Source organism: Elioraea sp. (assembly GCF_051860475.1).
Taxonomy (GTDB): Bacteria; Pseudomonadota; Alphaproteobacteria; order Acetobacterales; family Acetobacteraceae; genus Elioraea.
On the sequence record NZ_JBHYDW010000036.1, the window covers coordinates 23462 to 30700 of the forward strand.

Annotated in this window: 5 protein-coding genes; 3 read left to right on the forward strand and 2 right to left on the reverse strand. The window is 72.8% G+C overall.

Annotated features, from left to right (window positions below; translation table 11 throughout):
- Nucleotides 1–232: 232 nt before the first annotated feature.
- On the forward strand, nucleotides 233–2050 hold the full coding sequence (locus ACTIFU_RS09005; protein ID WP_439577966.1) for a transglycosylase domain-containing protein: 1818 nt from the start codon (nucleotides 233–235) through the stop codon (nucleotides 2048–2050).
- Nucleotide 2051: 1 nt separating this feature from the next.
- On the opposite strand, the gene ACTIFU_RS09010 is transcribed toward ACTIFU_RS09005, so the two are convergent.
- A complete protein-coding gene (locus ACTIFU_RS09010; RefSeq protein ID WP_439577967.1) occupies nucleotides 2052–3818 on the reverse strand; it encodes a di-heme-cytochrome C peroxidase in 1767 nt (588 codons plus the stop codon).
- Nucleotides 3819–4000: 182 nt separating this feature from the next.
- Here ACTIFU_RS09010 and ACTIFU_RS09015 point away from each other — a divergent pair, with 182 nt between their 5' ends.
- On the forward strand, nucleotides 4001–4276 hold the full coding sequence (locus tag ACTIFU_RS09015; protein WP_439577968.1) for a DUF2312 domain-containing protein: 276 nt from the start codon (nucleotides 4001–4003) through the stop codon (nucleotides 4274–4276).
- Nucleotides 4277–4280: 4 nt separating this feature from the next.
- Here the strand turns inward: ACTIFU_RS09015 and ACTIFU_RS09020 are convergent, their stop codons facing one another.
- Nucleotides 4281–5456 carry an MFS transporter gene (locus ACTIFU_RS09020; RefSeq protein WP_439577969.1) on the reverse strand — a complete coding sequence of 392 codons (1176 nt, stop codon included), beginning with the start codon at nucleotides 5454–5456 and terminating at the stop codon, nucleotides 4281–4283.
- An 83-nt stretch (nucleotides 5457–5539) separates the two neighbouring features.
- Here ACTIFU_RS09020 and ACTIFU_RS09025 point away from each other — a divergent pair, with 83 nt between their 5' ends.
- A complete protein-coding gene (locus tag ACTIFU_RS09025) occupies nucleotides 5540–7144 on the forward strand; it encodes a peptide chain release factor 3 (RefSeq protein ID WP_439577970.1) in 1605 nt (534 codons plus the stop codon).
- Nucleotides 7145–7239 lie beyond the last annotated feature (95 nt).

Below are 7239 nucleotides of genomic sequence, written 5' to 3' on the forward strand. Positions count from 1 at the left end.
AGGCTCCCTCCCCGACCGGTACGCCGAGGCCTCCGGCGCACCGACACGATCGCGGTCGGCTCGGGCGTCCGGGCTACGTCGGCCCCTTCTGCGGCAGCGTCGCCTGGCCAGGCACCCGCGGGCGCCCCGCGGGTGCCTGCGCGCGTGTGGCTGCGCGCGTGTGGCGGTGGAACGACCGGCAGCACCGACGATCGGCTCGGCCCGGTTGGCTCGCCCATGCTAAGCGACAACCATGGCGCGAACCGCCCGAGTCGCTCTGAAGCGCAAGCCCGCCGGCGCGCGCAGGCCGACGGCCCGGCGCGCCCCGCGTCGGCGCTTGCGCGTCTGGCGCTGGGTCCTGCTGCTGGCGCTGTGGCTGGCGCTCACCCTCGGTGGTGTCGTCACGTGGCTGGCCTGGGACCTGCGCCATCCCGCCGCGGCCCTGGAGGCGACGCGCCGGCCGGGCGTGACGCTGCTCGATACCGAGGGCGGGGTGCTTGCGCGCTCGGGCGACCTCTACGGCGAGACCGTCCGCGTTCCCGACCTGCCGCGCCACGTCGCCGATGCGGTGATCGCAATCGAGGACCGGCGCTTCCGGAGCCACATGGGCGTCGATCCGCTCGGACTTGCCCGCGCCGCGGCCGTCAACATCGCCGAGGGCCGGGTCGTGCAGGGCGGCTCAACCATCACACAGCAGGTCGCGAAGAACCTGTTCCTGACACCGGAGCGGTCGTTCCGACGCAAGGGCCAGGAATTGCTGTTGACGCTCTGGCTCGAACGCACATTCACCAAGGACGAGATCCTGTCGGTTTGGCTGAACCGGGTCTATCTCGGCGCCGGTTCCTGGGGCGTGGACGCTGCCGCGCGGCTGTATTTCGGCGTACCGGCGCGCCGGCTCTCGGTCTGGCAGGCGGCCCTGATCGCCGGCCTGCCGCGCGCGCCCTCGCGGCTCAATCCGCGCGCAGATCCCGAGGCCGCGATCGCCCGCGGTCGCGTCGTGCTGAGGGCGATGGTGCAGGCCGGCCTGCTCTCGGCCGACTCTGCCCGGCGCGCCGAGGCCGAGGCCGCCCGCGGCTTCGCGCCCGCACCGCCGCGTGGCGCGGGCTGGTTCGCCGTCTGGGCGCAGGACCGGCTGGGCGCGCTGCCGATCGAGCACGGGGCCGATCTGCTGCTGCGCACCACGCTCGATCCGCGCCTGCAATCCCGCGCCGAGGACCGGCTCTCCGCGCTGCTCGCCGCCGAAGGCGGGCGGCTGGGGATAGGCGAGGGCGCGGTGGTGGCGCTGGACGCCGAGACCGGCGCAGTACGCGCGATGGTGGGCGGGCGCGAGGCACGCGCTGGCGGCTTCAACCGTACCACCGCGGCGCGCCGGCAACCCGGCAGCGCGTTCAAGCCGTTCGTCTGGCTCGCCGCGCTCGAGGCCGGCATGACGCTGACGACGGTCCTGGAGGACAAGCCCGTCACCATCGGCGGCTGGCGTCCGGAGAACATCGACGGGCGGTTCCGCGGCCAGGTCACGCTTGCCGAGGCGCTCGCGCAGTCGCTCAATACGATCGCCGCGCAGATCGTTGCCGAGGCGGGTGTCCCACGCGTGATCTCGGCCGCGCGCCGCGTCGGCATCGTCTCGGACCAGCCGCGCGACGCGACGATTGCGCTCGGCACCGGCGAGGTGGGGCTGCTCGAACTCGTCGCCGCCTACGCGCCCTTCGTCAACGGCGGACGCGCGGTCGTTCCGCACGGCGTGCTCCGCGCCGAGGTGCGCGGCCGGACGATCTGGCGCCGCGAGGCCGGTGCGGTGCGCGCGATCCCCGAGGAGCGCGCAGCCGCGATGGCGGCGATGCTGCGCACGGCCGTGGAACACGGCACCGGCCGTGCGGCCGCGATCCCCGGCCGCGCGGTGGCCGGCAAGACCGGCACCACCCAGAACTTCCGCGACGCCTGGTTCGTCGGCGCGGTGGACGGGCTGCTGATCGGCATCTGGCTCGGCAACGACGACGCGGGTCCGATGCGCGGCGTCACCGGCGGCACGCTGCCCGCCCGGCTGTTCCGCGAGATCGCAAGCGGTCGCTGAGTCAGCGCATCGCCCAGGTCGGGTCATCCGCACAGGGGACCGGGCGCGGGCGGTCGATCATGCGCACGGGGTAGTCGGCATGGGTCGCCGACTTCAGGTACTCGATCAGCGCGCGCCGGTCGGCATCGGTCAGCGCGGGCCCAATGATTCCGGGTCCTTCGCCGTCGCGGAACCAGTGGCCCTGGTTGCTGTTGCCGGTCTCGGCGGTATCAAGCCAAGTGCCGCGCTCGGGCCGGTCCGTGCGGTAACCGACCTTCACGGGATCGAACGCGCGGTCGCCGACCACGAAACGCCCCGGCCGCTCCGGGCTGAGCATGTCCCAGAGGGTCGGCACCGAGCCGTTGTGCAGGAAGGGGGCAGTCGCCCAGATGCCGACCAGCGGGCGTGCCTTATAGCCGCACGGCGCGCGCACGAGGTTCTCGCGCCCGAACCCGTCCAGGGCAGCGCGCTCGGCCGGGCTCAGCGGCGGGGTAAGCCGGTCGTAGGCGCGGTCCTTCACCTGCTGCGTCACCACGGTCAGCGCCTCGACGCCCGTGATCGGCTGGGTGGCGCCGAGCTTGGCGGCATCGTAGCGGCGGCCGGCGAAGCCGCGCGCGGCGTTCGGATCGGTGCCGATCCGCTCGAGCGGCACGACCGGCACGTGCCACTCGGGCGGATCGCCCGACCCGCGCAGCACCTGCACGGCGTGGCAGCGCGCGCAGTGCCGCTCGAACAGCGTACGCCCCTGGCGCGCAAGCGGCCGGTCGATCGGCCCGAGCACATCCTCCGGCCAGGGCGCCGGCTTGAGCGACTGGAGCGTGCGCTCGATCAGGTCGATGTCGCGCACGCGCACCGAGCTGTCCCAGCGCTCGGGCGGCGGCACCGGCGCGCCGGCGGCGTCGATGAAGTTGGTGCGCGCGCGCACGCCGAGCGCCTCGCCGACGTTGCGCACCATCGGCTGGCGCACGGAGGCGTTGTATTGCACCCAGTCGAAGCGCCAGATGTCCCACACCGGCGGGAAGCTGACCGGCGCATCCATCGGCAGGGCGTTGCCCGGCAGGGCGAGGTCGTCGGCGAGCAGCTGGTTGGCGATGCGCTGGAGCGCATCGAGCCTGCCATGCCCTTCCGCGACCGGACTGAGCCGGCGCGCGGGCTCGCGGGCCGCGATCCTGATCCGCGCGACCGCACGGTCGAACGCCGCCTCGAGCGCGAGCCGCCCGCCCGGCCAGTCGGGATCGCGCTCCAGCACCTCGTTCAGGAAGCACGCGCGCTTCCAGGGCAGCTCCGCGGTCAGGATCATCGCGCGCGCCATCGCACGCTGGAACGCGACCGCGTCGTGCATCGCCGCCCCGCCCTCGATGACGATCGTCCGGCCGTTGTGGTTGATCTGCCCGGTGTGACAGGCGGCGCAGGTGAAGCCGGCCATGCGCACGCCGCGATAGGTCTCGCCGGGCCCCTCGTGCGTGTGCACCGCGAAGCCGACCGGGAAGCCGTAGGGGTTCACCGCCGGGTTGCGCGAGGCGGCTGCGGTGATGAAGCGGAACGGCGCGAGCGTGTCCGGGTCCATGAGCCGGGGGCCCCCGAGAATGCCGGTGCGCAGCGAGGCAAGCCAGGCCGCCGGCATGATCTCGGTCCCCTGGGACGTGAAGTGGAACAGGTCTCGCTCGGCGTCGCCCCAACCCTGGTCGAGGCGCACCACAGGGCCGTCCGGCTCGGGCAGGACCGGTGGTGAGGTCTCGCAGCCCGCGAGCAGCGCCAGCGCGAGGGCGGAAACGGCCAGGGAACGCATCGTCGGGGGGATCCTCGGTTCAACCTTGGGTGGCGCTGCGATGGTGCCGCGCCGCAGGCCGCCGGTCCACCATCTTGTGAGGGTGACGGAACGAACCGGGTCCGGCCTCGGCCGCAGCACCCCTTGATCGGACCGGGCCGCACCGCTATCCCACGCGCCCCCGGCGAAAAGGAGCATTCCCCATGGCCAAGGCCGCCGAGAGGCCGAAGTCGGACGACCAGACCTACGGCATCGCCGCCGACCGGCTGCGCAGCCTGGTCGAACGGATCGAGCGGCTGGAGGAGGAGCGGCGCGCGCTCGCCGGCGACATCAAGGACATCTACGCGGAGGCGAAGTCGGCGGGGTTCGACGTGAAGGTGCTGCGCCAGATCATCCGGCTGAGGAAGCAGGACCAAGCCGAGGTCGAGGAACAGGAAAGCCTGCTCGACCTCTACAAGCGCGCGCTCGGAATGGCCTGAGCCGCTATATCGCCTTGGCCGCCGCGATCGAGGCCGCCACCGCATATCCGGCCCAGATCAGCGACTGCGGCGCGAGCCCGAGCCCGGCATCGGCGAGCCAGCCCATGACCGGCGGCGCGGCCGCGGAAGCGAGCACGTTCGCCGCGACCACCACGGACCTGATCTCGCCGAGACGCGCGAAGCCGAAGTACTCGGTCCAGACCGCGGTGGTGATCGTGGTCGCCACGCCGGAGCTCAGGCCGAGCAGCGCCAGATAGGGGATCGCGGCGAGCGGATGCGCCACCAGCGCGACCGCCGCCAGCCCTGCTGCCATCGGCAGGAGGAACAGCGGCAGCAGACGCACCGCGCCGATGCGGTCGATCACCGGCCCGGCCTGCAACAGGGACCACGCGCGCGCCAGCGCGAAGCCGACGAAGCAGGCGGCGATCCAGGCGAGGCTCCAGCCCTTCTCCTGGGCCAGGCTCGCCTGGTGGAAGAACAGGCCGGTGGTGATGAAGGACGGCGCCATGATCGCCGGCATGGCGAACAGGAAGCGTCGGTCGCGCCAGAACCGCCGGTCACCCGGCAGGACTCCTCCGCGCGGCGATGGCGCGGGCGGCGCCGGGCGGTCGATCAGCCGCACCATCAGCGGCACCGCTCCCGCCAGCACCGCCGCACACAGCAGCCAGGTCGCGCGCCAGCCGACCAGCCCGATCGCGGCCACGCCGATGATCGGCAGCAGCGCCTCGCCTGCCGGCAGGCCGAGTGCCGCCACGCCCATCGCCTTGCCCCGGTCGTTCGGGAAGCGCCGGGCCATGGTGGTGAGCGCCAGATGCACCATCAGGCCCTGGCCGGTCAGCCGCAGCAGGAACAGCGCGAGTCCCAGCATCACCACCCCGGTGCTGGCGGCGGCCAGCAGACAGGCCGCCGTGAACCCCGCGCCGACGATCAGGGCGAAGCGGGTGAGCGAGGTCCGGTCGATGAACCGCCCAAGCCAGCCCAGCAGCAGCCCCGAGGCGAGGGTCGCGATGCCGTAGATCGTGCCGAAGCCGCCGTCGCCGAGCGCGAAGGCGGCGCGGAGTTCGGCGCCGAACACCGCGATGAAGAAGGTCTGGCCGAAGGACGAGAGCGCCATCGCGGCGAGGCCGAACCCGAGCGGGCGGGCGTGCTCGCGCACGAACGCGGCGTAGGAGAGGAGCATTCGCGCCATCCTGGCCCCGCAGGGGCGATCCGCAAACCCCGCGCTGGCATTGCCTGCCATGCTGCGGCAAGGTGCCGACCATCATGACCGATGCCGTCCTCGAGGGCCGGCCTGCCACGCAGGCTGGGACCCCGCGCCGCACCTTCGCGATCATCGCCCATCCGGATGCCGGCAAGACCACGCTGACCGAGCGGCTGCTGCTGGCCGGGGGCGCGATCCGGCTCGCCGGCGAGGTGAAGGCGCGCGGCGATCGGCGCCGGGCGCGCTCGGACTGGATGGAGATCGAGCAGAAGCGCGGGATCTCCGTCACCTCGTCGGTGATGACCTTCGAGCGCGACGGCATCACCTTCAACCTGCTCGATACGCCGGGCCACCAGGATTTCAGCGAGGACACCTACCGGACGCTGACCGCGGTGGATTCCGCGGTGATGGTGATCGACGCGGCGAAGGGGATCGAGAGCCAGACCCGCAAGCTTTTCGAGGTCTGCCGGCTGCGCGACATCCCGATCGCGACCTTCGTCAACAAGGTGGACCGCGAGGGCCAGGACCCGTTCGCGCTGATGGACGAGATCGCCTCGAGCCTGGCGCTCGACACCGCGCCGATGACCTGGCCGATCGGCATGGGTACCGAGTTCCACGGCCTCTTCGACCTGCGGGGCAACCGGTTGCTGCTGCCGGGCGAGGACGGCACAGCCGGGTATGCGCGCGCGCTCGACATGGCCGGCCCGGACGATGCTGCGCTTGCCGCCTATCTGCCGGACCATGCGCGCGCGGCGCTCGCCGAGCAGGCCGACCTGGCGCTCTCCGCCTGTCCGGGCCCCGACGCCGCGGCGTATCGCGAGGGCCATCTGACGCCGGTGTTCTTCGGCTCGGCGCTGCGCGGTTTCGGCGTGGCGAGCCTGCTCGACTTTCTCGCCGCGCATGCACCCGGGCCACGCGCGCAGGCGGCCGAGCCGCGTGCGATCGACCCGGAGGAGCCGGCGACGACGGGCTTCGTGTTCAAGGTGCAGGCGAACATGGACCCGCAGCATCGCGACCGGATCGCCTTCGTGCGGCTCTGTTCCGGGCGGTTCCGGCGCGGGATGCGGCTGACGCCGACGCGCACCGGGCGGGCGCTCGCGGTCCAGAACCCGATCTTCTTCTTCGCCCAGGACCGCGAGCTCGCCGAGGAGGCCTATCCTGGCGACATCATCGGCATCCCGAACCACGGCACGCTGCGGGTGGGCGAGACGCTGACCGAGGGCGAGGCGATCCGCTTCACGGGGCTGCCGGATTTCGCGCCCGAGATTCTGCGCCGGGTGCGGCTCGCTGATCCGATTCGGGCGAAGCAGATGCGCAAGGGTCTCGAGGATCTCGCCGAGGAGGGCGTGGTGCAGGTGCTGCGCCCTGTCATCGGCGCGGACTGGATCGTCGGCGTGGTCGGGCAGTTGCAGCTCGATGTGCTGGAGAGCCGGATGATGGCCGAGTACGGCGTGAAGATCGCGCTGGAGGCGGCGCCGGCGGAGGCGGCGCGCTGGATCGCCGGCGCGCGCGAGGAGGTGGCGCGGTTCGTCGAGCGGCATCGCAGCGCGATCGCCGAGGATCGCGATGGCGATCCGGTGTTCCTGGCGCCGAGCCGGTGGCAGCTGAACCGGGCGATCGAGGAGTGGCCAGCGCTGCGGTTTGGTGCGACCAAGGAAAGACACTAGCCCGGGGAGCCATTGGCCCCCCCCCGATGGGGGCGGCGCCCCCCACCGCCGCCCAACAAACAGCGCCACCCCCAAAACGCGGGGGGGCCCCCCCC